The organism is Paenibacillus sp. FSL P4-0176 (assembly GCF_037975265.1).
GTDB classification, from domain to species: Bacteria; Bacillota; Bacilli; order Paenibacillales; family Paenibacillaceae; genus Paenibacillus; species Paenibacillus amylolyticus.
In genome coordinates, this window is record NZ_CP150242.1 from 547,104 (window position 1) to 573,309 (window position 26,206).

Annotated in this window: 21 protein-coding genes; 14 read left to right on the forward strand and 7 right to left on the reverse strand. The window is 47.3% G+C overall.

What is annotated here, in order from left to right; all coding sequences use genetic code 11:
- Positions 1 to 271: 271 nt before the first annotated feature.
- On the forward strand, positions 272 to 2,980 hold the full coding sequence (locus MKY95_RS02605) for a PAS domain S-box protein (protein WP_339196745.1): 2,709 nt from the start codon (positions 272 to 274) through the stop codon (positions 2,978 to 2,980).
- 164 nt (positions 2,981 to 3,144) lie between these two features.
- Here the strand turns inward: MKY95_RS02605 and MKY95_RS02610 are convergent, their stop codons facing one another.
- The gene (locus MKY95_RS02610; RefSeq protein WP_036607494.1) at positions 3,145 to 4,098 is read right to left on the reverse strand and encodes an L-lactate dehydrogenase; all 954 of its coding nucleotides are present in this window, start codon (positions 4,096 to 4,098) and stop codon (positions 3,145 to 3,147) included.
- A gap of 545 nt (positions 4,099 to 4,643) precedes the next feature.
- On the opposite strand from MKY95_RS02610, the gene MKY95_RS02615 reads away from it, so the two are divergent.
- Together MKY95_RS02615 and MKY95_RS02620 are read left to right on the forward strand one after the other, a co-directional pair.
- Positions 4,644 to 5,330: a hypothetical protein gene (locus tag MKY95_RS02615; RefSeq protein ID WP_053061335.1), complete on the forward strand. Its 687-nt coding sequence runs from the start codon at positions 4,644 to 4,646 to the stop codon at positions 5,328 to 5,330.
- A gap of 105 nt (positions 5,331 to 5,435) precedes the next feature.
- Complete coding sequence (locus MKY95_RS02620; RefSeq protein ID WP_339196751.1) at positions 5,436 to 6,287, forward strand: protein kinase; 852 nt, start codon at positions 5,436 to 5,438, stop codon at positions 6,285 to 6,287.
- A gap of 216 nt (positions 6,288 to 6,503) precedes the next feature.
- On the opposite strand, the gene MKY95_RS02625 is transcribed toward MKY95_RS02620, so the two are convergent.
- Entirely contained in the window at positions 6,504 to 6,713 is a 210-nt protein-coding gene (locus MKY95_RS02625) for a hypothetical protein (protein ID WP_074093270.1), read from the reverse strand.
- Positions 6,714 to 6,920: 207 nt separating this feature from the next.
- On the opposite strand from MKY95_RS02625, the gene map reads away from it, so the two are divergent.
- Both map and MKY95_RS02635 read left to right on the forward strand, forming a co-directional pair.
- Entirely contained in the window at positions 6,921 to 7,667 is a 747-nt protein-coding gene (map, locus tag MKY95_RS02630; RefSeq protein WP_036607489.1) for a type I methionyl aminopeptidase, read from the forward strand.
- Positions 7,668 to 7,841: 174 nt separating this feature from the next.
- A complete protein-coding gene (locus MKY95_RS02635; RefSeq protein WP_036607487.1) occupies positions 7,842 to 8,855 on the forward strand; it encodes an NADP-dependent oxidoreductase in 1,014 nt (337 codons plus the stop codon).
- 119 nt (positions 8,856 to 8,974) lie between these two features.
- On the opposite strand, the gene MKY95_RS02640 is transcribed toward MKY95_RS02635, so the two are convergent.
- On the reverse strand, positions 8,975 to 9,460 hold the full coding sequence (locus MKY95_RS02640) for a cytochrome c biogenesis protein CcdC (RefSeq protein ID WP_176873064.1): 486 nt from the start codon (positions 9,458 to 9,460) through the stop codon (positions 8,975 to 8,977).
- 217 nt (positions 9,461 to 9,677) lie between these two features.
- Here MKY95_RS02640 and MKY95_RS02645 point away from each other — a divergent pair, with 217 nt between their 5' ends.
- The 3 genes from MKY95_RS02645 to MKY95_RS02655 are packed head-to-tail and all read left to right on the forward strand — an operon-like array spanning position 9,678 to position 13,440.
- Complete coding sequence (locus tag MKY95_RS02645; RefSeq protein WP_339196756.1) at positions 9,678 to 10,832, forward strand: HEAT repeat domain-containing protein; 1,155 nt, start codon at positions 9,678 to 9,680, stop codon at positions 10,830 to 10,832.
- Complete coding sequence (locus MKY95_RS02650) at positions 10,813 to 12,255, forward strand: glycosyltransferase family 2 protein (RefSeq protein WP_339196759.1); 1,443 nt, start codon at positions 10,813 to 10,815, stop codon at positions 12,253 to 12,255. Before MKY95_RS02645 ends, MKY95_RS02650 begins: the two co-directional genes overlap by 20 nt.
- Positions 12,256 to 12,309: 54 nt before the next feature.
- Entirely contained in the window at positions 12,310 to 13,440 is a 1,131-nt protein-coding gene (locus tag MKY95_RS02655) for a hypothetical protein (protein WP_339196762.1), read from the forward strand.
- Positions 13,441 to 14,703: 1,263 nt separating this feature from the next.
- Here MKY95_RS02655 and MKY95_RS02660 read toward each other — a convergent pair.
- A complete protein-coding gene (locus MKY95_RS02660; RefSeq protein WP_036607476.1) occupies positions 14,704 to 15,276 on the reverse strand; it encodes a TetR-like C-terminal domain-containing protein in 573 nt (190 codons plus the stop codon).
- Positions 15,273 to 16,004 carry an MBL fold metallo-hydrolase gene (locus tag MKY95_RS02665; RefSeq protein ID WP_076254456.1) on the reverse strand — a complete coding sequence of 244 codons (732 nt, stop codon included), beginning with the start codon at positions 16,002 to 16,004 and terminating at the stop codon, positions 15,273 to 15,275. The genes MKY95_RS02660 and MKY95_RS02665 overlap by 4 nt, the downstream gene beginning before the upstream one ends.
- A 430-nt stretch (positions 16,005 to 16,434) precedes the next feature.
- On the opposite strand from MKY95_RS02665, the gene MKY95_RS02670 reads away from it, so the two are divergent.
- Both MKY95_RS02670 and MKY95_RS02675 read left to right on the forward strand, forming a co-directional pair.
- Positions 16,435 to 16,899 carry an Rrf2 family transcriptional regulator gene (locus tag MKY95_RS02670; RefSeq protein WP_047840338.1) on the forward strand — a complete coding sequence of 155 codons (465 nt, stop codon included), beginning with the start codon at positions 16,435 to 16,437 and terminating at the stop codon, positions 16,897 to 16,899.
- Positions 16,900 to 17,162: 263 nt separating this feature from the next.
- Positions 17,163 to 17,789 carry a nitroreductase family protein gene (locus tag MKY95_RS02675; RefSeq protein WP_076329674.1) on the forward strand — a complete coding sequence of 209 codons (627 nt, stop codon included), beginning with the start codon at positions 17,163 to 17,165 and terminating at the stop codon, positions 17,787 to 17,789.
- Between the two features lie 115 nt (positions 17,790 to 17,904).
- On the opposite strand, the gene MKY95_RS02680 is transcribed toward MKY95_RS02675, so the two are convergent.
- The gene (locus MKY95_RS02680; RefSeq protein ID WP_076329675.1) at positions 17,905 to 18,588 is read right to left on the reverse strand and encodes an S-layer homology domain-containing protein; all 684 of its coding nucleotides are present in this window, start codon (positions 18,586 to 18,588) and stop codon (positions 17,905 to 17,907) included.
- A 145-nt stretch (positions 18,589 to 18,733) separates the two neighbouring features.
- Positions 18,734 to 19,594 (reverse strand): AraC family transcriptional regulator, encoded by an 861-nt coding sequence (locus tag MKY95_RS02685; RefSeq protein WP_179087964.1) that lies wholly within the window; start codon positions 19,592 to 19,594, stop codon positions 18,734 to 18,736.
- Between the two features lie 235 nt (positions 19,595 to 19,829).
- Here MKY95_RS02685 and MKY95_RS02690 point away from each other — a divergent pair, with 235 nt between their 5' ends.
- The 4 genes from MKY95_RS02690 (at position 19,830) to MKY95_RS02705 (ending at position 26,122) form a co-directional block, all read left to right on the forward strand.
- Positions 19,830 to 20,885, forward strand: a complete 1,056-nt coding sequence (locus MKY95_RS02690; RefSeq protein WP_076329676.1) for a lactonase family protein — start codon at positions 19,830 to 19,832, stop codon at positions 20,883 to 20,885.
- Positions 20,886 to 21,079: 194 nt separating this feature from the next.
- Positions 21,080 to 22,447, forward strand: coding sequence for a helix-turn-helix transcriptional regulator (locus MKY95_RS02695; protein WP_083677579.1), 1,368 nt, complete (start codon positions 21,080 to 21,082; stop codon positions 22,445 to 22,447).
- Between the two features lie 365 nt (positions 22,448 to 22,812).
- Positions 22,813 to 24,558: a rhamnogalacturonan lyase gene (locus tag MKY95_RS02700; protein WP_218640812.1), complete on the forward strand. Its 1,746-nt coding sequence runs from the start codon at positions 22,813 to 22,815 to the stop codon at positions 24,556 to 24,558.
- 484 nt (positions 24,559 to 25,042) lie between these two features.
- A complete protein-coding gene (locus tag MKY95_RS02705) occupies positions 25,043 to 26,122 on the forward strand; it encodes a sulfate ABC transporter substrate-binding protein (protein WP_036672174.1) in 1,080 nt (359 codons plus the stop codon).
- The last annotated feature ends 84 nt before the right edge of the window (positions 26,123 to 26,206 follow it).

Here is a 26,206-nt window from a genome sequence, read left to right on the forward strand (position 1 = left end):
TCAAGCTTGTTAGAGACTTACATTGATCCTTGTATAAATTGCCTGCCTTTGAAGACGACTCCTGAGTAATATTCAAATTCCAAGTATTACCTCACACATCATGTGAATTGAATCATAGATTGTAAGCAAAATGAGACGAGAATCTGGTAAAATAAAAAAAGCTGTTTCTAGGCAGGCTTACATGGTTATTCGAGGGTAGGCCCATTTTTGTAAGGGATAATTAATCCCTGCTGTTAGATGAAGATATTGGCTGAGAAAAGAGGGGTAAGCCTTGGATATTAATAAAACGGAAACCCTGAAGCGCATTATTTCTGAGGGAAGTTCTTACCAATCACTGTTTTTTAACCATCCGGATGCCATTTATGTAATGGACATCCATGGAAACTATATTGATGCTAATCCCTCGGTAGAGCGGATATCTGGGTATACACTGGATGACTTGATTCGTATGAATCAGAGTGAGATCTGTCCTCCGGACAGTGAAAATTCACGCAAACAATACATTAAAGAGGTACTGGCTGGACGTTCAGTCAGTAATCCCATTACTTTTTATCATAAAGATGGTTCCCTGAAACAGGCAGAGATAACGTATGTGCCTATAACGGAGGGAAAAGAAGTTGTAGGAATCTATGGCATTGCCAAAGATGTTACCGATATCCTGGAAGTGCAACGTGAGCTTAAGGAGGCACAGGAGAAATATCAGGTGCTGGCTGACCATGCACAAGATCTGATTACAACTTGTGCTACGGATGGCGAATTGTTATACGTTTCCCCTTCCGTGTACACCTTACTGGGTTATAAGCCGGAGGAAGTCATAGGTAAGTCCTTCAAGGATTATTGTTATTCGGGAGATTATCCGGACCCTATGGATCTTTCCAAGATCGGCAATGGCTGCAAGATGCGTGTGTTGCACAAGAAGGGACATTATATCTGGATGGAGACATTGGCGAAACCTGTTGCTGGAGAGCGTGGCAAGAGTGTCCAGATTGTAAGCATCAGCAGGGATATTACCCAGCATAAGGATGCGGAAAGACGTCTTCGGGAAAGCCGTCAGCGATACAGATCGTTGTTCGAACATAACCCGGCAGCTGTGTATTCATTGAATCTGGAAGGTAAATACAGCGCAGTGAACAGCAAACTGGTGCAAATGTTGGATATTCCGCGCAATAAGCTTATTGGCCAGTCTTTTTTATCCAATCTGGATAAATGCGAAGTGCAATATGGCAAACATTATTTTGACATGGTGAAGCAAGGCGAACCGCAATATTATGAGACCCGAATCGTTAATTCAAGTGGTCGGAAGATTGAAGTATCTGTTACGAATGTGCCCATTATTGTGGATAAGGAAATGGTGGGCGTCTATGGGATCGTGTCCGATATTACCGAGCGCAAGGAATACACGGAACGGATTCAGGAGCTCAGCAAGCAACATGAGCTGATTCTCAACACGGTTACAGAAGGAATATTTGGTTTGGATGCGGATGGAATCACCATGTTTATGAATCCAGCAGCAGCTTCGATGTTCGGTTATGAGGCGAAAGAATTCATTGGCAAAAACTCACATCCCATCATCCATCACACCCGTGCAGACGGAAGTCATTTGCCACAAGAAGAATGCCCGATCCACATGACCGTGTTGGATGGACAGATACGTTCAATCAAGGAAGATGTGTTCTGGCGTAAAGATGGCAGCAGCTTTCTGGTGCAGTATCAGGTGACGCCGATTATTGAACAGGGACAGATTCAGGGCGCGGTGGTTGTATTTAATGATGTGACTGGCGAACGTGAAATTGTACGTGCCAAAGAGACAGCTGAGCTGGCAGCTCAGGCCAAGTCGGAATTTCTGTCGATGGTTAGCCATGAGATCCGGACACCGATGAACGGGATCGTGGGGATGACAGAATTGTTGATCGGTACCGATTTATCGGAAGAACAGCGTGAATATGCCGAGATTATTCGAGACAGCGGCGATGCTCTGCTGAACATCCTTAATGATATTTTGGACTTCAGTAAGCTGGAATCGGGGAAAATGGCACTGGCTTATGAACCATTTGCATTACGCAAGATGTTGGAACAGGTTGCCGAACTGTTTAAACCGCTTGCAGATGAGAAACATCTGGAGATCAGATATCGTCTCAATCCAAGCATTCCTGAGTTCATGGTCGGTGACGCCATACGTATCCGGCAGATTCTGGTGAACTTGGTTGGCAATGCGCTCAAGTTCACAGATCAGGGAAGCATTGAGGTTGCCGTGGATATTATCAAGGGTAGAAAGCCTGAAGACAGTGTTCTTGATTTTGCGGTGCAAGATACGGGAATTGGCATCCCGGCTGACAAGCTGGATCAGTTGTTTCAGTCCTTCTCTCAACTGCATCCGGTGATTAACCGGAAGTATGGTGGTACCGGACTGGGACTGGTCATCTCCAAGCGACTCGTGGAGATCATGGGAGGTAGTATCAGTGTCGAGAGCATAGAAGGGGAAGGCTCAACCTTCCGGTTTGCTGTTCCTGCGGCGAGTGTAGATGCTTCAGCAGAACAGACAGCAAGTCAGTTCCATCATGATCGCACACGTCAAAGTGATAAGGTGGCCATGCGTATTCTGGTGGCGGAGGATCATCCGGTGAACCGGAAGATTTTGCGAGAATATCTGGAGAAGCTCGGATACCACGCAGATGTATGTACTAATGGTGTGGAGGCAATTGATGCCATCTCTCAGAATGCTTATGATATTGTCCTGATGGATATTCATATGCCTGTGATGGATGGACTGAAGGCGACAGACCTGTTACACCGCCTAATTCCACAGGATCGCATACCTCCAATCATCGCAGTTACAAGCAATGCCAAACGTGAAGATAAGGAAGCTTGTCTGGAGATTGGTATGCGTGACTTTATTAGCAAACCGGTTATGCTGAGTGAGTTGAAGCGAGTGTTACAGCAATGGGGGCCAAGGGACGAACCTCAGCTTGCACCGAATTGAACAACTACTCAAATCAATTATGAAATTGATTCATCTGGCTGTGAAAAATAATAAACACAAACATGCCAATAAAACTCCTCGGATGGAGTGTTATTGGCATGTTTGTGTCGGCAGGCTTTTGAAGTTGAGCCGAAGCATACAAAGTGGAGTTGTATACGAATGGCTTATACCAATGTCAGACGATTGATGTTACCTGATAGGATTTCACAGGAATTGTTGAATTTCTCACGTTCCGTTGCATCCAGATTCAATTCGATAATCTCTTGAATACCATTGCCACCGATGATTGCAGGAACACCGACGCAGACGTTATGTTGCTCATACTCTCCATCCAGGATAGCTGATACGGCGATGATCTTGTGTTCGTCATTGAGGATGGAACGAGTGATATGCGCGAGGGCATTGCCGATTCCGAATTGGGTAGAACCTTTACGGGTAAAGATTTCCCAGCCGGCATCCTTTGTTTTGCGTGCAATATCCTCCAGATCCAGATGTTTGAAGCGCTCCTTGTGCTGATCCATGATGTGCATAATCGGTTTGCCACCGATGGTCACATGCGACCAGGCCACGAACTGGGATTCTCCATGCTCTCCGAGAGCATAACCATGCACACTGCGTGGATCGATGGAGAAGACTTCAGACAGCAGTGTTTTGAGTCGTGAAGAGTCAATGGACGTGCCTGTACCGATGACGTGTTCGCGCGGGAGGCCGGATAATTTCCATACCATATAAGTTACTATGTCAACCGGATTGGCAGCGACGACAAAAATCCCGTTAAATCCACTGTTCATGATCGGGACCACGATGTCTTTGGCAATCGACTCCGCTTCCTCCAGAATATCCAGCCGTGTCTGTCCTGGCTTGGGATTTGCCCCGGCAGTTAAGATAATAACATCCATATTGCCACAATCGGCGTACGTGCCTGCATATACCTTGGTGCGGTTATGTGTGAAGTCCATACAATGGGAAAAATCCAGTGCCTGTGCTACAGCACGGTCATACGTCCGGTCCACCATCATAATTTCCCTGCATATCGATTGATTAATCATGGAATACGCACAACTCGAACCGACAAGACCCGCCCCGATCACCGCTACTTTGCCTGATTTGCCTAACACTGCCGTTCAGCCCCCATTTAGATTGATATTTATCCGTTACTAATGCGTCCTATGTTAAGTATAGTCCTTTATTTTATGCTGGAATCCACTTCTACGTTACATAAGATAACACATGAAAAAGCTGCGCAGCAATGATATCCGCTATCGCGGGAGCGTATTGGAGTAACGGAGTTAACAAAATTGACATGAATAATCCATAATCATAAGATTTGACGGCGTTTGCACCTGTGTCATTCGACATGACAGCATTCATGTTTGTTGTCGGATTGGGGGTTATTTGTGCGGATCATATACCTGACAAAACTTCTTAGGAATCCGCAGAAACAGAACAAAACCGCCAAAGGGATCTGCCGAGAAGCTGACGAATACATACGGACAAGCAAAAGATAAGCATACTTGATCCATGAGACAGGTTGCCCCGATCCGATGACGGTTCCATAAAGGAACGCTGAAGCCATAATGTTTTTATTCAAGAATCAATTTCATAACTCACTAAAGGTATTATGAAATTGATTCCCAAAAGACTTCATTCCGGGAGGGAATTAATGATGATTGAAGAAGCAGGAGCAACGACGGAAACGGCCAAGAGCCTGGGCATAGGTGCCAGTACTCTTCGTAAATATGCGGCGGCACTGGAAGAACAGGGATACCGGTTCGAACGGTCAGCCAACAAATCCAGACTATTCAAGTCCGACGACATCGAGTGCATTGAACGGCTGATGACTGAACTCAGAGAGCATAATCTACCCTTGGCTGATGCTGTGGTGACTGTATTGGCTCCAGAAGCACCTGTAGCTGTAGTAGAAGTGGATGTCCCGGTGGTGGGAATTGAAGGTCTGTCAGAGGCGGAATGTGCAGCGACAGTCATGTCATCTGTACTCCCTGAAGAACCTGAAATAATGGGTAATCTGAGATCCTATGAAGGTCTGGGGCAACTGGTAAGTGAGGTGACTTATGGTGCTGTAGAACAACAGCAGGATGATCGGGTACAGCTGCTGCAACAGCGGGTCGATGAACTGGAGCTGACCCTTCAGCATCTGGCGGAGACACATATGGCGCTTCAGGAACAGATGGAAAAACAGCGTCTATGGATGAACGAGAAGCTGGAAGAGGAGCGGGATCGTGAACTCGTAACCAATCTGCGCAGTTTCCAGGGAAGAAAACGCAAACCCAAAGGAGTATCCCTGCGTATGTTGTTCGGGTTCCTGCCCAAGAAGCATAAGGAAGCTTGAATGACAGGCTCTTGCTCATCGTGATTTTGCATTATGGGCCTGATATAATAAGCTCCATACAACATGAAGACTGGCAACGAACTGCTCAGTATAGATAAAGACTGAGTGGATCAGGAAGCTGGCGTGGGAGGATCTGTGGAGCTGCGACGAAGTTGGCAAAGATTGCTCGGACTATGGACGGATCGTCCTCGGCGGGAAGGCAAGACCATTGCTGAGCGTTATACAATACAGGAATTGCTGGGTATGGGGAGTTATGGGCTGACATACCTGTGTACAGATGACCAGAACGGCAGGGAAGTGGCATTAAAGGAGTCCAAGCCTAGCAAGGGCAGACTCTCTGCGCACCTGTTGGAGCGGGAGGCGGACGTGATGAGACGTCTGCATCATCCGGCGATCCCTGATCTATTGGATGTGTTCACATCCGGGAGACGAAGTTATATCGTTACCGAGTATATTCGTGGACAGACGCTGGAAGATTGCATATTTGAGCAAGGTCTTCGATATACGGAGCGGGAATGTCTGGAATTGGCAGGTCAACTGCTGGCTCCGGTGGCTCATGTGCATGAGCAGGGATATATTCATGGAGATGTGCGGATTCCCAATGTTATTTTACGTGAAGGGATGGTGCATTTGATTGACTTTGGCCTGGCGAGACGCTTGGGGGAGCCGTTGTTGCCGGAGCTAAAGCGACGTATGCGTGAAGTCCCTGAGCCTGAAGATGAGCCGGCTACACCGGATCATGATTTGCAGGATATCGGCCACTTTCTTCTCTTTATGCTGTATTCGGCTTATGAGCCAGAGAAGGGCCGTGAACCCGCCAGTTGGCAGGAGGAACTTAAGCTTACGCCGGAATTGCACCAGATGCTGGAGCGACTCCTTGGACTCCGTCCAGGTTATGAGGGTGGAGCGACGGAGTTACAGGCAGAGATTGAGAATGTGTTGCTGAAATTACAATGAAATAAGCTCTGTAGGCGGACCTATATTTGTTATCCGTGACCTCTTCGTATGATATCTGCAGGGGTCTTTTTCCTTTTTGCTATATAGAAACAATAAAGGGGTGTTCTGCTGGCCGTAAGTACGGCTGGCGAACACCCCTTTATTACATATTCATTTATTGTAGCGTCTAATAAGCTGGTGTGATCATTGCTCTTTAAAACCAGTTGTGTTAGCAGCTTAGCTGGAGCTGTATTTTCTGCTTTTGTAATACCCGGAGCCACTGCGGCTGTCCCGGTATTTCACATCTGAAGAAGAATAGCGCTTGTAGGAACGCTTGCCTGAGGAACTGCTGTGACGTTTATATGAGCGCCTGTCCGAGGAGCTATGACGTTTGCGGTGAGATGAAGATTTGGAATCGATAAGTTTGCCAATAATCTTTTTGAACATGAGCTTTCACCCTTTCGACTTCAACTGTTTTAAGCATATACGCAGCTAAATCAGAAGGGGTTTCGATTTTTTCATGGATAATTGTATTCATTGGACAGGAGCTTGGCGTATAATAGGATGTTGCTGATTGCGCGGAATTTTTTATTTTGAGCGTTTAGCGTTACAATAGAGGACAGGATAAGATTTTAACGGACAGGAGCAGTTGTTATGATTACAATAAAGACCAAAGAACAGATTGAATATATGAAAAAAGCCGGAGAAATTCTCGCCGCATGCCATAGAGAAATTGCAAAGATGATTCGTCCAGGCATTACGACACAGGAGATCGACCAGTTTGCAGAAGCTTTTATGAAGAAAAATGGCGCTACGCCGGAACAAAAGGGATATAACGGATACCAATATGCGACATGTGCGTCGGTTAATGATGTGATCTGTCACGGGTTTCCGGGAAAATATGCACTGAAAGACGGCGATATCGTTACAATCGACATGGTCGTTAATCTGAATGGCTGGCTGGCGGATTCGGCTTGGTCATATGCCGTAGGTGAAGTGACTCCGGAAGCACAACATCTGCTGGATGTAACGAAAAACTCTCTGTACAAAGGCATTGAACTTGCCGTGGTGGGCAACCGGATCGGAGATATCTCCAATGCGATTCAAGTGTATGCAGAAGGTGAAGGCCTATCGGTTGTGCGTGAGTTTATCGGACACGGCATTGGTGAGAAGATGCATGAGGAACCACAAGTCCCTCACTACGGTCCGCCTCATCGGGGTCCGCGTCTCAAGGAAGGCATGGTTATTACGATCGAACCGATGCTGAATATTGGTACGTTCCGAAGTAAGCTGGATTCAGATGGATGGACTGCTCGTACTTTGGATGGAAGTCTGTCTGCCCAGTATGAACATACGATTGCGATTACGGCGGATGGTCCAGTGATTTTGACAGCACAATAATAGCCAAAAGCAGCTACAATGTGACGATATTTGCATATTTCAAGGCGGCCCACGTTTGTGAACCGCCTGTTTCGGTTTAAACTATTAAGAAGTGATAACACAGAGCCAGTGGTAAGTGATCTCAGCTGACAAGGGTTAACCTTGCGTCCACTTGGCAACAAGGAGGTAATTTTGGTGTCTTTAAATAAACAGATCGTACTTGCTTCTCGTCCCGAAGGTGCCCCATCCAGAGAGAATTTCAAATTCATTGATGCACCTCTTCCTGAACCGGAAGCTGGGCAAGTCCTGGTACGTACATTATATTTGTCGGTTGATCCATACATGCGGGGCCGCATGAAAGATACAAAATCCTATGCTGCACCGTACGCGTTAAATGAAGTGATCAAGGGTGGAGCCATTGGACAGGTTGTGGAATCTTCGGAACCGAATCTGCGCAAAGGTGACCTCGTATCCGGTATGTGGGGCTGGCAGCAATATGCCGCAGTGAATACGGCTGATCTTTCGCTAATTGATACCGAAGAAGCACCAATCACGGCTTATCTGGGTGCGCTGGGCCTGACGGGTCTGACGGCTTATTTTGGTATGGAGGATATCGGCAAACCGAAGGACGGCGAAACGGTTGTTGTATCGGGAGCAGCCGGAGCGGTAGGCATGATTGCAGGTCAGATTGGTAAAATTGTGGGAGCACGCGTGGTTGGTATTGCAGGCTCTGATGAGAAATGCGCTTATTTGAAAGAAAAGCTGGGCTTCGATGTGGTGTTGAATTACAAAAAGGAGCAGGATATGTCAGCGGCCATTGAACGGGCTTGCCCGGACGGTGTAGATGTCTACTTTGACAATGTGGGCGGGGACATCTCGGATGCAGTCTTGCGCCACATCAATCGGAATGCACGTATTCCGTTATGCGGTCAGATCTCGTCCTATAATCTGGAGAAGCCGGATATCGGGATGCGACCACAGACGCTGCTGTTAACAAATACAGCATTAATGAAAGGTTTCCTGCTGGGTGACTATACGAAATCCTTCAAGGAAGGCCGCGCCAAGTTGGCGAAATGGATCAAGGAAGGTCATATCCAGTATGAAGAAAACATTGTGGACGGGTTCGAACAGACGCCGGAAGCATTCATGGGTCTTTTCTCGGGAGATAATCTGGGCAAGCAACTGGTTAAGGTTGCAGATCCTGAATAGATATTGAATGGTTTACATGTACAATTAGGTTGAAAACGAAAAGACACGTTCTGCACACCGAGGGTGCAGCAGAACGTGTCTTTTTTATCTGTAAATCTATGCGTGGTCTATGTAGGTGACTAGTGTTCGGCGACCAGCACTTCTTTGTAGTGTTTGTACATATATACACGCCAGCGTACAATCATGCCAAAAGCCAGCAGGAAGAACAATCCGCCTGTTTGCGGAATACTTACATATCGCTGAATGACTTCATGCAGGATCAGGCGTACGGCCAGCAATCCAAGCAAGATAAATGCAAAGCTGCGAGAACGTGTGGCAAAAATTTCTTCACCTACTCGTTCAAACCGTGTACTGCGAATGAGGGGATAGGAGAAGAGGAACCAGCCCACCAGAAACGCAATGAATGCCCAGAGTAGAGGAACATGAGTCTCCGGTACAACAAACATGAGAAATCCTGTGCTCATGCCGAGCGGAGGAATAAGGATTTTACGAATGGTCACCGGTCTGTGACTGGCTTTCATGCGGATGAAGATGGCAAGCAGTGCCATGACAAGCATGCCCACGGTTGCTCCGATTTGCAGGTAGTACGGACTGATTTGAGCCACGTAGAACTCCCTCTTTCTGGAATAATATGTTATCCGGAGATCCGGAACCCAATACGAATTGCCGGAATTTTCAGTTCCTATTATATCACAAACGCAGAAAGCCGATAGAAAGCTTAGTGTATCATATACCCGATATGTATTCACAGGGTGTATTTGAAAATTTTGTATTATTGTGCCCGTTGTAAGGCCGTTTATTCGATTAAGGGGAAATCATGCAATGATTGGACAACAATGGATGTATATCAAGCTTATCGGCTCACATCATAGAGGGTGGCTTGCAGGTAATACAGATTGGTTAGTACATGTGGTCAGCCTCATATGTGCAAGTGTACTAGCTTTTTTGCTGGTTATCTACAGTTACATCTTATGGATGAAATATAGCAGTAGACGCAGGGAAAAGGTTAAGACGGTACTGATGCAGGAATTACTTTCCGAAGATTCGGTGTTACAGCAGTATCTGGGCCAAGGAGAAGTGAAAGCTGACTTACTGAATATGAGTGGAGATCAACAGAGTGTTTTGCAGCAGCTGTTATTGCAACGCCTTGCTCAAGGTCCGGAAGAGCACGAGATTCTGCGAGTTCGTCTGTTATCCTGGCAAGTCTTTGGAAGTTCATACCGGTCGGTTCTGAAGACGGGAAAGTGGAGTGAACGGGTCAACACGTTGTTATATATTGAACAGTTTCATATGATAGAGCTTCTGCCCAGGTTAGAGGATATGCTGCGGGTTACTTCCTGTACGCCGCTTGAACGCTTCATCATATTGCGCATATATGCCAGAACCGGTTATTTCAGAATCGTGAAGGAATTGTTGCGTGAGCAATATGTATGGTCCGATTCGCAGTATCTGCAGATTCTGCTGTTGCTTACCGATTCATCCTGGACTCGTCTGAAGGATCATTTTAAGGATGTACCTTACCAGGTCCAGTCTAATATCGTCCATGCCATTCGTATTCGAGATGACCAAACGGAGGGTGCCGTTGTTCTACTGGAGAAGCTCATTCTTGGAGAGGATGCGTTGCTGCGTACCCACGCTTATCAGGCATTGGCTCAAGTGGGCAGAGGTCGCGAAGAGTTACTGAAGGGGCTGTTGCTGGTATGGAACGAATCTGGTGAGGAAAGGCAACGCTCTGAAAGACTAACAGTGACCCAGCTTATGGGCACTGTTCATGCAGATGCTTTTATTCCTAGACTGAAGGTAATGATGGGTGATCCTTCTTTTCAGATCCGACAGGAAGCGGCGAACTCTCTTGCCCGGTACGAGCAGGGACTTGAAGAACTCCGGGATACGGCTGTAAACCATCCGGATAAATATGCAAGGCAGATAGCGGAGGAAACGCTGGAAAGGATGCAGTATGGACGAAAGATGGATTGAGATGCTGCGGAGTTTTGTTTTGGCATGTTACGAGGGGATATTTATCTATCTGGTGTTAGCGATTGTGATGTGTAGTGTTCTGGTAGTTGCTGCCGCTCGCACAATGATCCGCCGGAGGGATCTAGACCCGCTGCAATATCATGAGATGTTGGATGAAGAACTGGCTCCTGCGGTATCCCTGCTTGTTCCGGTGCGGAATAGCGAGGATACGATCGTACAGCGAATCAGTTGTCTGCTGGATATGCAGTATGCACGTTATGAGGTTATTATCATTAATGATGGATCAGAGGATGAGACCATGCGGCGTCTAAAAGAAACCTATGATCTGATGCCCATTCGGAGTAAAGTTCATTATTCGGGACTCGGCCAGGAGACAGCTCAGATTAAATGTGTCTACCAATCCAGATTACATCATCGTCTGGTTGTGATCGACAAGGCGTATGGGGGACGAATGGACTCCCTGAATGCCGGTCTGAATATCTCGCAATATCCTTATATCGCCTCTGTTGGACCCAGGACAGTTCTGGAACGGGATGCATTGGTGAAGATTATGAAGCCCGTTATGGATGCTCTCCCAGGAGAAGAGGTCGTTGCTTGTAGTGGACGAGTAGATCTCATGGCCTCCAGAAATACGAATCAAACGGATTTAACCGACAACGACGCAAGAAGGACGGGCAGTACGTTGTTTGTAATGCAGACCATTGAATACGTGCGTGCTTTTCTGATTAGCGGTGTGGGCCTTGTTCGTTATAATATTAATGTGCTTTTATTTACGTCTGAAGTATTCGGTATATTCAAAAAGAACCGGGTGTTGGAAGTTGGAGGTTACAAGCGCGATGACCAGGTCGCTCACATGGAACTGGTGATGCGGTTACAGAAACATATGAAGCAGATTCGGGAACGTGGCCGTATTATATATATTCCCGATCCGATCTGCAGGGTAGAAGTACCCGGTACATGGCATCAGCTGTGCAGACAGCGTATCGGTTGGCACATGCAGCTTGCAAGCAGTTTATGGACTCAGCGGAGCATGATCTTCAATCCGGCCTATGGCTGGATGGGGATGGTATCCATCCCGTATTTTATTTTGATCGAATTGTTGGGGCCTGTGTTGGAACTGGGAGCGATCGTGCTGTTCATTGCAGGCATAGGGCTACAGTGGGTGGATATTAACCTATGCATCATTCTCGTTCTGCTACTGACCCTCTATGGTTCCTTGTTGTCCGCAAGTGTGGTGATGTTCGAAATATGGTGTTCACGCAAGGCATATACGTCCCGAGAGGTGACACGTCTGTTGTTGTATGCATGTACGGAGACGTTCTGGTTCAGACCGCTGAATAACATATCCCGTATATATGGCATGTTGCAGGCTATGGGATTGCGGAAGGCAGAGGAAAAGGACAGCAGACATGGATTAGGGTAATCTAACGATCGATCCTGACAATACCTTGGAACAGAGCAAGGAGGAATACGCTTCATGAAAAAAAGTTACAGGCCAGCCACGATGTGGACGTTGGCTTGTTTTACAGTGGTATCGGTGGTGCTGGTTGTCCCCTGGATTATGTGGCAATCCCAGGCCCCGATTCCACTGAACATCATGATTATTGACAAGAGCAGACCGGACTTGTCCTATCAGGGGCACAAGGGGTTGGTTTGGCTTCTGAATCAACAGAAGATTGTACAGCACACAGGGGAATACTACTCGTATGAAGAGGATTATTACGGCTATGATCTTCAGAACGGGCTTCCACGGATGAAGCAACTACTGCCTGATGAGGTGACAGATACGGATCTGATCTATCTGACGGCGAATCGGAGTAGTCTGTCTGCACAGAAGAGTGAAGGGAAACAAGGCGGAATCTATGAAGGATTAACGATATACGATGTGCAGAAAATCCGCGAGGCTGCGTATAAAGGGGTAACGATTGTTGCCGAATACAGTGCATTGGCAAATACGGCTTCCAAGATGACCAGAGAGCAACTATACCCCATCTTGGGTGTGGACAGCAGTGGATGGCAAGGGAAATCGGTATCTAATCTGCAAAGTATAGAAGAAGTACCCCGTTGGATTCGGACGAACTATGAGCAGCAAGAGAAGAAGAAATGGTCTTATCACGGAGCGGGTATGCTGCTGATCCATATGGATGGACAGGTCATGGTACTGGCGAAAGGTCCGGATGTGAAGACAGGCAATATACAGATTGCATTTACACCGGAAGGCAGTGATTGGAGCGGCATAACCCAGGATATACATTATAGTGGCTGGTTCGATATCATTGTGCCGCAAGAGAAGAACTCCATACTGGCCTGGTATAAGACGGATCTGACGGAGATAGGTGAGCAGAAGCTGGTGGATGCAGGAATTCCTGCGGAATTTGCTGCACTGGTCCGGTACGACGACTATAATCGGTCGTATTACATGGCAGGGTCCTTTGGAGAGATGAAGCATTATTCCTTCTGGCGCCGAATCCGGGGATGGGAGGTCGTCCGGTCCAAGCTTACGCCAGATCAAAAAGATATTCCGGACATGTTCTACTGGAAGGTGTATGTGCCCGTGATGAAGCATATTTTAAATGAAGTGCAGGACGGACGGCAGCAATGGCCATAGATAGATTATCGAGAACCGTTTCGATGGAAAAAGGGAAGCCAAAGTCCATTCCACCTTGCGAGAGGAACGGGAGATGTACATATTAGAGAAGTGCGTAGATGTGAAAGGCAAAAGTGCGGTTGAGAGACAGGGCGGATCAAGTAAGGATCAGATGGCCAGGTGAAATGGGACTGGGACTGGGTAGATCGAATATGTTTCAGACTCTTACCGCCCTGAACAATGGGAGTTGTAGCTAGATCCAAAACAAAAATTGTCCCGCTGCGGCGTACATGTAGTGAGATCTATTAAATGATTCGTATTAGGACACGTATTAAAATAAGTACTAAAGTGTGCATCACGACCAGGGTAAGCTCCGTATCTAGAATCGCCCCAATGTGTGTACTGAACTGTAGCGTGATCTATACATGAATACTAATAAAGCATGTACTACCATGTGCATTACGAGCAAGGTAAGCTTCGTATCTAGAATCGCCCCAATGTGTGTACTGAACTATAGCGTGATCTATACATGAATAGTAATAAAACATGTACTACTATGTGCATTATGATCAGAGTAAGATCCTTATCGAGTATCGCCCCAATGTGTGCACTGAACTATAGCGTGATCTATGCATGAATAGTAATAAAACATGTACTACCATGTGCATTACGAGCAAGGTAAGATCCTTATCTAGCCATGTATCCGCATCCGCATGATCAACGCAATTTGGAGCATGAACGCTCCGTATTTAGCTCCATAACACAATGTGTGTCTGGATGTGTGCCGCTATGGCAATGTGATTTGAAGCACCGTACGTAGCACGTTCTAACGAACTCAGCACATCTTATATGTCCTAATTTGGTACGTTGGTAAATGTAACGAATCACAGACACGTTAAATGACGGAATATACTCATTATTCCTGTCCCGCAGCCAGTTTTCTGCGAAATAGGACGTGTGGAGTTCGTTAGTTGTTGTTATTCGCTCTAATTGCCGCTATAGAGTGTCCTCGGTTCGTTAGATTTTGGTCAGAGGGCACCGATCATGGCATCGTGCAACCGAGGCGCCACTTTTCTCTGTATTAAATGAAATTGTAAAGAAAGAAATTATAAAGAACACAAGCGGATGAAAGATGAATTCAAAGTGGATGTTAATGTGTTAAAAGTCATTGGCGCAACTATAACATTATTACTTCCAAATCTATGGGATGATCCAATACACGGCAATGTAAAAAGGACTGCAGATCCTCTGCAGTCCTTTTTCATGATGCAATGCGTGCCTTAACTAGTCCTGGTGAAGATGCCGGAGTCCGTGCAGGAAGGCGGATACGGTCAGACGCAGACTTTCGTCCGGATCAAAGTCCATGCCGAAGCCGCCTTGTGCCTCAATGGAGGCAAATCCATGGCAGAGGCTGCGCAAACCACGAACGGCGTGCAATGCTTCCGCTTCGGTGAGCGGGTAGGGCTGCAAGCTGTGCAGCAGCAACTCCAGCGTGGCTGTGCTGGCCGCGGCGAGCTGTGGCTCCTCGCGGTCCGGGGCATGAAATGAGGCTTCGTAGAGCCCGGGGTGCTCGCGGACGAAGCCAATGTATGCCGCAGCGATGGCCTGAATGGCATCATCGCCAGTTCGGTCAGCGATAGCCGCGGTTAATGCGCGGCTAAGCTGTTGCACGGACATCAGCGCCATTTCCTGGCGAAGCCCGGGGAGTCCGCTGATGTGGTTGTAGAGCGACGGCGAGCGCACATCCAGCCGCTGTGCCAACGCGGCCAGTGTCAGCGCCTGAAAGCCGTCGCTGTCAGCAAGCTGGGTGGCAGCGCTGAGCAGAGCGCCGCGATCCAGCCCTTGCCGGGGGCTCATAGTTGCCCCCCGGCAAGATCAAACCGCTGCTGTGCATCAGCGGTTGCCGCGCGCATGGCGGCCGCGGGCTGGCGCAGCATCCGTCCGTGGCCTACAGCCAGCACGGACGGTTCCAGCTCCGCCAGGCGCTTCGCGCTGGCCAGAGCCGCTTCGCGGTTCCACGTCGCCAGCGCGGGGAACGGGAAGAGCGGGCGCACGCGGCCGGATACGGCAAGGCCGCCTTGCAGCTGGTACGCGTCGCCAGCGATGAGCACGCGGCTGCGCGTATCCATGAAGGACATATGCCCCGGCGTATGTCCTGGTGAGGCAACGGCGACCAGTGAACCAATCTGGTCACCGTCATCCAGCAAGTGGTTTGGCTGGGTGCGCACCGCTTTGGGCTTAGGCACGCCGCCGCGTACCGGGGTTTGAGGCTCACCGGGAAGAAGGGAAGTATCACCCGTCAATAGACGTGCATCTCGTCTGGAGATGAAGACCTCGGCTTGGGGCAGTGCCTCTGTGAGACGATCCAACGCACCAATATGGTCGCTATGCGCGTGAGTCAGAATGATCTTGGTAATGGGTTTTCCAAGGGACTGGGCAGTTGCCAAAATCCCCTTAAGACTGACCGGTATTCCGGCATCAATCAGGGTTAAACCATCTTCCTCTTCAACCAGGTATACGTTCACAGGGAAGAGTCTTGGGAAAAACGTAACTTGAACGACATCAAATTCTCGGGTAATACGCATCGTTAAACCCTCCTTAAAACTAATGGTATTAGTATAATAACTAATGGGATTAGTTTTAGCAATACCTGTTGTTTAATTTATTCAAATAGAAAAAATTTAAAATAATGATGCACTTTACAAAAAAAGCGTTTTCAAATTGGGGAATACCGATTATAATAATCACGTAAGCCCTTTCATATGTCTATCTTATTGGAGCCCTTCGCGTAGCGGAAGGCTCACTTTTTTGTTCTTTTTGGATTAAAATGAAGACGGGATGTTCATCCTAGCTTAATTATGTTGATGAGCTGTAAGTATTGGTATAACAGGAAAAATCACGTTTGATCTCCATGCTGGGTGAAAGTTGACAAACATAACTGTTATTCATATAATGACAGTTATACTTACCTTGAGTTGGAGTTCATCGGTGTTGTAAGCCGGGAAGGAGTAAGTTATGAACAGTGAATTTACCATAGCGGTGCATTGTCTTGTTTTTCTGTCGATGAGAGATGAGTGTATGGCCAATAGTGAAGATTTGTCCCAGAGTGTGGGTACACACCCGGCCAGAGTCCGTAAGGTACTTAGTGTTCTGCGCAAGCATGGTTACCTGACGACCAAGGAAGGTGCTCATGGTGGGTACTTGCTTAGCCGTCCAAGTGAAGAGATCAAGCTGGGAGAATTGTACAGACTGGTAGCTGGTGGTTCACTCGGTCCCAACTGGTGCTCAGGGGAGTCCGGTTCATCATGCGTGGTATCTTCCAATATGCAGGATGTGATGGGGAACATTTATAATGGTGGCGAAGAGGCGCTCAGCGCTTATTTTGATCGTATATCCATTCAGGATGTGAAAGAACGCATAGGTCATGGGGAAACGTTAAACTTATCGCTGAAGGGATTATCTGCAAAGGAGAAGTCCTGACGGAGTCCACAACGAATGGTCCTCCATGAATAGGGTCTTGGTTTAGTCAGGCATGGTGGACAAGTTACGGCATGGGCGTATGCTCCGGTGAAAGATCCATTGATGTTCTCAAGCGATTCCGGGCATAACCTGAACACAGATGAGGAGAGATCGTCTGCGCTGATGTTATTTTCGGAAGGAAAATCCCTGGTAGAGTAAACTTCGAGATCACCTTGCGAAAGTAAAAGAAGTATAAACAAACTAGATTCTGGGGAGTGGAACACATGTCAGGCATTGAAAAAAATGAAACACTTCGCGTTATTAGCGAACGCCATGCTGTCAAAAAGTACGAAAAAGGTTTTGAATTGCCTGAAGCTGATCTCAATGCGATTCTGACAGCAGCTGCGGAAGCACCATCTTCATGGAACCTGCAACACTGGAGATTCCTCGTGATTGAATCCGAAGCAGACAAAGCGAAAATGCTGCCAGTTGCTTACGGTCAAAGTCAGATCGTGGAAAGTTCAGTTACGATTGCTGTTCTTGGAGATTTGGAAGCAAACCGTAACACCGTAATCTACGATCAAGCTGTTGAAGCAGGCGCACTGACTGCAGAGGTTCGTGACGCATTGGTTGGACAGATCAACGGTGCTTACCAAAGCCCGCAAATCGCTCGCGATGAAGCGATCCGCAATGCATCCTTTGCTTCCCAAAATATTATGATTGCTGCACGCTCCCTGGGTTACGATACATGTCCAATCGGTGGATATAATCCACAAAAACTGATGGAAACATTCAACATTCCTGCACGATTTGTGCCAACGTTGTTGATTACTGTAGGTAAAGCTGCACAGCCAGCTCGCCCATCAGGACGTTTACCGTTGTCTGAGGTAGTTGTTAAAGGTTCTTTCTAAGTTAGAAAGTTAAATCTGATGATTGCATCAGTGATATAGGTATAATACAAACGGCCGCACTTTCCTGTTGAGGGAAGGTGCGGCTGTTTGGCATACTGCTTCCACCAAGGAAGTATTACTTCTCAGGTGTTTCCGGGATTTGTGGTGCATGGAACGATTCCATGTACTCGATTGCGTTATACATCATCACTGCTGCTTCGGCGCGAGTAATCGTTTGTTTGGGATTGAAGTTTCCGTCGGCATCCAGTTCATTGATTTTGAGAACGAGTGAACGCTGAATGGCACCTTGATACTCTGGCGTCAGCTCCTGTTCGTCGGTAATGTCCACAGGTTTGATATTAATCATCGGCAGACCGCCTTTGGCTTCGATGCCTTGCATCAGGAACAGTGTGAATTGTTCACGAGTAAGCGGTTTGGACGGATCGATACCCTGTGACATCTGAATGCCATTATATTGTGCGCGGATAAATGCATCACTGTACCATACGCCATCTTTTACAGCAGAGAAGTAGTCACTTGGTACCGGCATTTTGATAAAACGAATCGTGTCCAGATTCAGATTCAGGCCGTCCGCAATCAGTTGAATGCCTTGAGCGGTATTTAACTCCAGTTCAGGTTTGAACAAGCTGTCACTCACACCTTTGATGAATCCATCTTTATGGAGAGATTCGATTTTGTTTGCTCCTGCGATACCTTGAATATCCGTGAATTGGGCCTGCGCAGCGTTGATCGGGCCTGCACTTAGAGACAGCGTGAGCAGAGCTCCCGCAGTTAATGTAGCAAGTATATTTTTTTTCATGATAGGTTCGCCTCACTTTTCCAGGGATGATCCCTTTATATAAAAGTTATTTGCCCCTATAGACGACCCTTCTGTTCAAAAGGTTGCTGGAATTTTCCAACTGAATTCATAATTATTCAGATAGGGCTAAGTAAAGGCATTGCCTCTAACCTTTGGATTTATTTCGATAATCTGTGGGTGAACGTCCCATCATTTTGCTGAACAGACGGGAGAAGTAGTAAGGGTCCTTGAATCCAAGCTCGGAGCTGATCTGCTTCACGGTCCAATCGGTAAAATCCAGATAGCGGCAGGAATGTTGAATCTTCAGCCGCAGGAAATAATCGATGGGCGAATGCCCCGTAGCTTGCTTGAATAACTGAGAGTAATGAGGGACAGACAGCCGCGCGTGAGCCGCCAGTTCCTTGAGGGTGATTCCATTCTCCAGGTGCTCCAGCATATATTGAACGGATTGTTCGGCCGCACGTTTGCTGCTCACGATCCCACCATCTGACCCTGTCGTCTCCGGTCCATAAGCGAGCATGCCCAGCATATAGCCAATAATCTGGGAGGCATACGTCATCGTCTGCATGGAGTAACCCGTCTCAAGTGCGCCGTAACATTCATGAAAAAGCTCAAGCCATTTCTGAGCCTTGGCCGGTGGCATGGTAGTAATATGATGAGTTAACAAGGGTTCTATGTAGGATAAAGCGTGTTCCCCGCGCAGATGAATCCAGAAGATGCTCCATGGTTCAGCTGCGTTGGCTCCGTACACATGGGGGACATGTGCAGGTAATATAACGAGGTTTCCCGGGCTGACATCATATGTCTTGCTGCCATCCATCGTATACCAGCCTGTGCCTTGGACACAGTACATCAGAATGTGTGATTCACAACCATTGGGACGGTCACGGTAATGATGCTCTGCCTCGTGAAAGTAACCGATATCGGTAACATATAATCCGGACGTGACCGGATAAGCTGCGGTTTCTTGCAGCAGGGAGTCCGGAAGCACAATGAGTTTTTGCATACGAAATCCGTCAGATTTACGCTGTAGGGGTGGTCTATTGTTAGGTCTCATACTTTGTATTATGGTGAGAGGCGATAAGGGAGTCAATGACAGATATGAGAGCGCTCACCGGAGGTGTTCTCGATTTAGAAAGCCACGTTACAGGAAGTGAAGCAGTTGCCCGTGAATTGGGTAAGTACATACCAGTGGGAAGAATCAGAACAGTGAATATACAAGATAAGGGAGAGATTTAGATATGGAACCAGTCAAAAAACAGGAAACGCTTTTCTATACAGGTACGTATGCGTCAGCGGATGAACCCGGAATATTCCTATGTGCATTGAATGCGGATACAGGAGAGATGCGAATCGTCAATCACATGGATGGTGTGGATAATCCGTCTTATCTGGCGCTAAGCCCGGATGGAAACTGTCTGTATGTGGCGAGTGAGACGGACGAGGGAGAGGTGTTGGTCTATCGGAGAGATGCGGCAACGAGCGAGCTGCACCTGATGGATCGAAAACAGACCAGAGGGGCTTCTCCATGTTATGTGTCTGTCTCCAAGGATGGTCAGTGGGTGTTCTCATCCAACTATAGCAGCGGCAGTGTCAATGTATTCCCGGTTGGCGATCAGGGGACGCTTGGTGAGATGAGTGCATGGGTGGAGCACACGGGAAGTGGAATCAATGAAGAACGCCAGGAAGGGCCGCATGCACACTCCATTCAACCCGATCCGTCCGGGCAGTATGCTATCGTATGTGACCTCGGTCTGGATCAGATCATTGTGTATCGCTTGGAAGAGGGACGTCTGGTTACCCATCGTGAGATGGATCAGCCACCAGGCGCAGGGCCAAGGCATCTTGTGTTCCATCCCAACTCGAAGTGGGCTTATGTGATCAACGAATTGGACAACACGGTTACGGCATTCCTGTACGATGAGCGCAGAGGGGAGTTCACTACGGTACAGCACATTTCCACACTTCCAGAAGGGCATAAAGGAGAGGGTACGGCTGCAGACATCCGTGTATCTCCATGTGGACGTTTCCTGTATGCATCCAATCGGGGAGATGACAGCATCGTGCTCTATCATATTGATCAGGAGAGCGGTAAGTTGGAAGCCGTAGAGTGGACGTCCACGATTGGGCAGACACCGCGCAACTTTAATATTTTGCCAGGTGGGATTCTGGTTGTGGCGAATCAGGACAGCAATAACCTCGTAGGTTTCCAGATCAGTGAAGAAGACGGACGTCTGACGCATAACGGGTTCAAGCTAGAACTGTCTCGTCCGGTATGTATTGCTCCTGTGGTATAAAAGTTGTCTATAAGCTGTGAAATCATGGAGAAACACATGGTTTTACAGCTTTTTTAGGCTTTTTAAGCGAGTAACTTGAAAATGGTGGATATTATAACATTTTTTATTGACCCTCGTTCGAACGTTCATTATGATCATAATATAGGGTGAAAAAAACCTGAAATCTGGATGTTACACGAAGGGTGGTGCTTTCCTTGGAACCTGCAAATTCAATTCGGGAGCAATTAACCCAGTTTATCGATAAGAACAGTATGACGCTCTCCCGATTCTCGGAAGTATCTGGCATTAATACAGGCACAGTTAGTCGTATTCTAAATGGGAATCGTCCCATATCCGTGAGTCAGTTGATTGCGATATCATCAGGAATGGGCGTGGCAGCGGATCATTTTTTTGCCGACTATGTGGAAGAATGTTTTGCTTATTCCGTATCCATGCGGCGGATCAGACCGTTTATTCTCCGAAGTGCGGAGTTGAATCGGCTGGACTGCATTGAACAGATTCTTTATCGGCTACTGGACGACCTGGATTATGCGACAGAACTATTTGAGATGGCTGAACAATTATTTGAACAAAATCAGCGGTCTGCGGCGGCATTGTTATATAAGAGTGTGAGTGAAGTTGAGAAATATCAGCATTCCGAACGGCTTGCGATGTGTCAGTATCGATTGTTTCTAATTGGACAAGGAGAGAACCTGGAGGAAAATCTAAGGTTGGCTATCTTGTTCGAGCCCTATGTTGACCGGTTGGATGAGGGGTACCAACTTGAAGCCTTCAAAGATCTAATCCATGCTTTTGGCTCGGTAAATAAATGGAGCGAAGTTAAAAATTTCGCTGACAAGATGTTACAGTTAGCCAAAATTCAATATAATACAATTAACATTTCGGAACGACAAAATCAGGAGTGGAAACTAACAGTACGGCCACTTTACTTTTATATACTATATGCTTGGTTGATTCAGTCGACGGTATTTGAGGAGCAGGGAGACTATGACAAAGCATTAGAACTTGTGGGGCTTTATGCAAGTGGACAGAGCTGGGTGCGGGAGGACGATGAGGAGTCTCGACGTGTGCTGAAGCAATTCGAAGAATGGGCAACGGCTAATAAGTATCTCTATCAGATGTTATCTGGGGATATAAATGTTGTTAAAAAATATGCAAATTACATCACACAATACCCGGATGAGATATTTTTGGCATTACGTTACATCATCCAGGCAGCGAATAAGTTTAACTGGAATATTGATGATATTTTAGAGCGTTTCTCGGATTACATTCCTTTACGTACATACAAGACAGAATTTGGACAATACAATTCTTCAATGATGGATCAAAATTATGCAAAACTTCTAGGGGAATTGGCGATATACTATTTAAACCACAATCGCGATGTTGCAATAAGTCGAATTTTAGAAGGATTGAACTTCTCTATCCAAAAAAATAATGATCTCAATTTCATTAAATATGTAATGGCTTTTCTTGAAAAAAGCTTTAGTAGTGAAAATTTTGAAGACAAGGAAAAGCTTAAATTACTAATTAATGAAATGCAGCGAATTAATGCTTAATAGAAGTACTTCAGTTCTGAATCTATTTAGCATTATGATTAAACTGTAATATACTTAACGCAGTCGAAGGAAAAATCCTTTGGCTTTTTTCCTTTACCACCATCCAATTACTAAATTAGACCTATAGATGGAATTATATGTTTAATTTAAAATGAATATATTAAAGCGCTTACATAAAAGATGGCGCTACAAGGGCATCGGGCTTACCAAACCAATTGGGGAGGCAATTGTTTATGGGGAATCGATCATCATTGTGGAAGCGCACATTACGTACAGTAGGAGTATCGTTGTTGAGTTCCGCGTTACTGATTACTTCGCTTGGCCTTGGCAACACGTCGGTAACACATGCAGCGGGTCCAAGGCAGATGGAATATCTGGATCGCGGTGTGGTGGCTGTGAAGACCGGGACAGGTGTGTTTATCAGTTGGCGGCTTCTGGGAACGGAAGGATCGAATGTATCGTTTAACGTATATCGGGATGGAACCAAGGTGAACGCATCGCCCATAACAAACAGCACCAACCTTCAGGATGCAAGCGGGACGAGCAGTTCCAAATATACGGTTCGCGCTGTCGTCAGTGGAACGGAGCAAGCTGCTTCAGCGGCTGCAAGCGTATGGGGCAATAACTATCTATCTGTACCGCTCAGTGTACCTGCAGGTGGGACAACGCCCGATGGAGTAGCCTACACCTACAGTGCCAACGATGCCAGTGCAGGTGACCTGGATGGTGATGGTGAGTATGAATTGATCGTGAAGTGGGACCCTTCCAACTCCAAGGATAACTCCCAGAGTGGTTATACCGGGGAAGTGTTTATCGATGCCTACAAATTAAACGGAACACGCCTCTGGCGGATTAGTCTGGGCAAAAATATCCGAGCGGGTGCTCACTACACCCAGTTCATGGTGTACGATCTCGACGGTGATGGCAAAGCCGAAGTTGCGATGAAAACAGCCGATGGCACCAAGGATGGCACTGGCGTGGTCATCGGGGATGCAAGCAAGGATTACCGTAATTCTAGCGGTTATGTGTTGTCTGGTCCCGAATTCCTGACGGTTTTCAATGGACAGACTGGCAAAGCGCTCTCCACGGTGAACTACGAACCGGCGCGTGGCAATGTATCCAGTTGGGGAGATAACTACGGCAATCGGGTGGACCGATTCCTTGCCGCCATTGCTTATCTGGATGGAGAGCGCCCAAGTCTGGTCATGGCGCGTGGGTACTACACCCGCACAGTGCTCGTGGCTTATAACTGGCGGAATGGACAGCTGACCAAACAATGGACATTTGATTCCAATACCTCCGGTAACTCGGGTTATGCCGGGCAGGGCAATCATAATCTGAGTGTGGCGGACGTAGACGGAGATGGGAAAGACGAGATCGTTTATGGTGCCATGGCGGTGGATGATAACGGCAAAGGATTGTACACAACAGGGCTTCATCATGGCGATGCCATGCATTTGAGTGACCTCGACCCGGACCGCCCTGGACTTGAGGTATTTCAGGTTCATGAGACGCCATCCAATGCCGGAGTGGAGTTCCGGGATGCAGGTACAGGCCAGTTAATCTGGGGGGTCAAAACAACAAAGGATATTGGACGTGGCATGGCGGCAGATATCGATCCAAGATATAAAGGTGCCGAAGTATGGGCAGACGGCAGTCTGTACACAGCCAAAGGGCAGAAACTCGGGACAACCCTGCCTTCCTCCACGAATTTTGGCATCTGGTGGGATGGGGATCTGCTCCGTGAACTGCTGGACAGCAACCGAATCGATAAGTGGAACTATGCTAACAGCACAACGATGAACCTGCTCACCGCTTCCGGCGTATCTTCCAACAACGGAACCAAGTCTACGCCGAATCTGCAGGCCGATCTGTTCGGGGACTGGAGAGAGGAAGTGGTATGGCGGACGAATGACAGTTCAGCACTGCGGATCTATACCACAACAGCAGTTACGGACAAACGCATCTATACGCTGATGCATGATCCAGTGTACCGTCTTGGCGTCGCTTGGCAAAATGTAGCCTACAATCAACCGCCACACACCGGTTTTTATCTGGGAGAAGGCATGAGCACACCACCGGTACCCAATATCCGGTATGCAGGCAGATGAGGAGTGGACAAGGTGTGGCTGTCCAATTCCGTTCATGTTTTCAATAGCCAGCGAAGTATGGGATTCGCTGAAGGGAGCAACGGACGCTGGTTCGTTGTTCCTCTTTTTTTACCAATAGGCCAGAAATCCGGTAAAAATCGGAAAAAACGTTTGACAGGTATATAGACTGCCTTTATTATACGTATATAACTTACTAAACAGGTAGGAATAATAAAAAAATGAATTTGTTTTCATTGTGAAAACAGTCATTTTACAGACAGATGCAACCATGCAACCTGAACAGAATAACGTTCTCACCGTATAGACGGAGGAACACCGCAGCGCATCCTTTCCAGATGGAGCATGCACGGCCTTTAAGCCGGCATGACTTTATGGGGAGAAGTGCGCGGGGGTTCCTCCGTCTTCTTGTTTTTTACGGGGCGTTTGATCCTGTTCAGCCGGCCTGAGGTAGTCATGCAGATCTATATCGGGGGGAGTGTTATTTATGAAAAAGAGAATTCATAAGGGTATTTTGGTTGGTCTGGCACTGGTGTTAACAGGGGTACTGGCAGCATGCGGATCGGATAGCGGCGGGTCCAGTGCAGCAGGAACATCGGGGGGATCGGAAGGCGACACAGAAAAGGCCAAGGCCATCGAGCTGCTGAATGTTTCCTACGATCCAACGCGGGAACTCTATGAGCAATATAACAAAGCGTTTGCGGCGCATTGGTTGAAAGAGAAAGGCCAGGAAGTGACCATCAAGCAGTCCCATGGGGGATCGGGCAAACAGAGTCGTTCTGTTATTGACGGACTGGATGCAGACGTGGTGACGCTGGCATTGGGATACGATATTGATGCGATTGAAGATAAAGGTCTGATTAATGAAGGCTGGCAGGATAAATACGAGCATAACAGCTCTCCGTATACCTCTACGATTGTCTTCCTTGTACGTAAGGGTAATCCAAAGGGCATCAAGGACTGGGATGATCTGATCAAAGGGGATACCCAAGTCATCACCCCGAATCCCAAAACGTCCGGCGGGGCGCGCTGGAACTATCTGGCGGCATGGGGATATGCCCTTAAGCATAATAACAATGATGAAGAGAAGGCGAAGGAATTCGTTGGTGAATTGTTCAAACATGCGCCTGTGCTGGATTCGGGTGCTCGCGGATCTACAACGACGTTTGTTGAACGTGGCATTGGTGATGTGCTGCTTGCCTGGGAGAATGAAGCTTTTTTATCGGTAAAAGAGCTGGGTCCGGACAAATTCGACATTGTCGTGCCTTCGGTTAGTATCTTGGCAGAGCCGCCCGTTGCGATTGTGGACAAAAATGCAGACAAAAAAGGAAGCCGCGACGTGGCGGATGCCTATCTGAAATATTTGTACAGTGAAGAAGGACAGACGATTGCTGCTGAAAATTATTACCGCCCAACGCTGGACAGCGTGGAGGAAAAATTCAAAGATCAGTTCCCGGCACTTGAGCTGTTCACGTTGAAAGATGTATTTGGCACATGGCGGGATACTCAGGCCAAACATTTTAATGACGGTGGTATCTTCGACCAGATCTATGTTCCAGGCAGCTAAGGTTGCTCTGTTCAATGAACACCCGATCAATCGCGCTGTGAGCGGCCAACCAGCCTTACCGGCTGAAGGCAGAGAGGATGAACG

Coding starts and splice junctions, on each gene's coding strand:
- MKY95_RS02645 (WP_339196756.1), top strand. CDS start 9,678: ATGATTGGACAACAATGGATGTATATCAAGCTTATCGGCTCACATCAT.
- MKY95_RS02650 (WP_339196759.1), top strand. CDS start 10,813: ATGGACGAAAGATGGATTGAGATGCTGCGGAGTTTTGTTTTGGCATGT.
- MKY95_RS02685 (WP_179087964.1), bottom strand. CDS start 19,594: ATGCAAAAACTCATTGTGCTTCCGGACTCCCTGCTGCAAGAAACCGCA.
- MKY95_RS02665 (WP_076254456.1), bottom strand. CDS start 16,004: ATGCGTATTACCCGAGAATTTGATGTCGTTCAAGTTACGTTTTTCCCA.
- MKY95_RS02690 (WP_076329676.1), top strand. CDS start 19,830: ATGGAACCAGTCAAAAAACAGGAAACGCTTTTCTATACAGGTACGTAT.
- MKY95_RS02700 (WP_218640812.1), top strand. CDS start 22,813: ATGGAATATCTGGATCGCGGTGTGGTGGCTGTGAAGACCGGGACAGGT.
- MKY95_RS02705 (WP_036672174.1), top strand. CDS start 25,043: ATGAAAAAGAGAATTCATAAGGGTATTTTGGTTGGTCTGGCACTGGTG.
- MKY95_RS02680 (WP_076329675.1), bottom strand. CDS start 18,588: ATGAAAAAAAATATACTTGCTACATTAACTGCGGGAGCTCTGCTCACG.
- MKY95_RS02655 (WP_339196762.1), top strand. CDS start 12,310: ATGAAAAAAAGTTACAGGCCAGCCACGATGTGGACGTTGGCTTGTTTT.
- MKY95_RS02625 (WP_074093270.1), bottom strand. CDS start 6,713: ATGTTCAAAAAGATTATTGGCAAACTTATCGATTCCAAATCTTCATCT.
- MKY95_RS02675 (WP_076329674.1), top strand. CDS start 17,163: ATGTCAGGCATTGAAAAAAATGAAACACTTCGCGTTATTAGCGAACGC.
- map (WP_036607489.1), top strand. CDS start 6,921: ATGATTACAATAAAGACCAAAGAACAGATTGAATATATGAAAAAAGCC.
- MKY95_RS02660 (WP_036607476.1), bottom strand. CDS start 15,276: ATGAGCCCCCGGCAAGGGCTGGATCGCGGCGCTCTGCTCAGCGCTGCC.
- MKY95_RS02615 (WP_053061335.1), top strand. CDS start 4,644: ATGATGATTGAAGAAGCAGGAGCAACGACGGAAACGGCCAAGAGCCTG.
- MKY95_RS02670 (WP_047840338.1), top strand. CDS start 16,435: ATGAACAGTGAATTTACCATAGCGGTGCATTGTCTTGTTTTTCTGTCG.